The sequence below is a fragment of the Micromonospora sp. CPCC 206060 genome (assembly GCF_036906895.1).
GTDB lineage: Bacteria > Actinomycetota > Actinomycetes > Mycobacteriales > Micromonosporaceae > Micromonospora.
Genome location: NZ_JBAKHU010000264.1, coordinates 1 through 820, shown reverse-complemented (window position 1 = coordinate 820; position 820 = coordinate 1). Strand labels below are relative to the sequence as shown.

Here is an 820-nt window from a genome sequence, read left to right as displayed (position 1 = left end):
TGAGTCGGGTGGCGCGGCGGTAGCAGATGATCGCGCAGGCCAGGCGTAGGAATCCGAGGAAGTGGGAAGCCTTGCGCTCGTAGCGGCGGACCAGGCGCCGGAACCGGGTGGTCCATTCCAGGCAGCGTTCGATGACGTAGCGGTGCCGGCCGAGCCGGGTTGCCGACTCGATACCACGCCGGGCGATCCGCCCGATGATGTTGCGTTTCCTGAGCGCCGTACGGCAGATCGGGTAGTCATAGCCCTTGTCGCCGTGCAGCTTGCCCGGTCGCTTCCGGGGCCGGCCGACCGGCTGCCGGATCGGGGCGATGCCCTCGATCATGTCCTCGAACAGCAGGTGATCGTTGAGATTAGCGGCGGAGACATCCACGTGCAGTGGCAGCCCACCGCGATCGGCGACCGCGTGGATCTTGGAGCCGGGTTTGCCCCGGTCCACCGGGCTGGGCCCGGTCAGGTCCCCCTTTTCACCGCCCGGACGTGCATGCTGTCGATACTGGCCCGTGACCAGTCGATCTCACCCGCGGCGCCCAGCACGTCGAGGACGGCCTGGTGCAACGCGGTCATCACCCCGGCAGCGACCCACTCGGCGAACCGGCGGTGCACGGTACGCCAGTGCACCGGGAACGAACCAGGAAGCTTGCGCCAGGAACACCCGGACTCCAGCACGTACAGCACCGCCGCGAGCACGGCCCGGTCATCGGTACGACGCCGCCCGCCACCCTGATGCCTTTCCGGATGCGCGGGCAGCAACGGCCACGCGAGGTGCCACAACGCATCCGGGCAGTACTTCTCCACGTCACCCACACCCAGTCAACGAGTG

General features: G+C 68.2%; 1 protein-coding gene. It reads right to left on the bottom strand.

Translation table 11 applies throughout. The features are described from left to right. Window positions 1-795, bottom strand: a protein-coding gene (locus V6U90_RS33645; RefSeq protein ID WP_442933723.1) for an IS5 family transposase whose coding sequence is annotated in 2 segments (ribosomal slippage) — window positions 1-463 and window positions 466-795 — 793 coding nt annotated over the 2 segments. Because the reading frame shifts where the segments join, the coding sequence is not laid out codon by codon here. This gene is flagged as partial in the annotation. Between the last annotated feature and the right edge of the window lie 25 nt (window positions 796-820).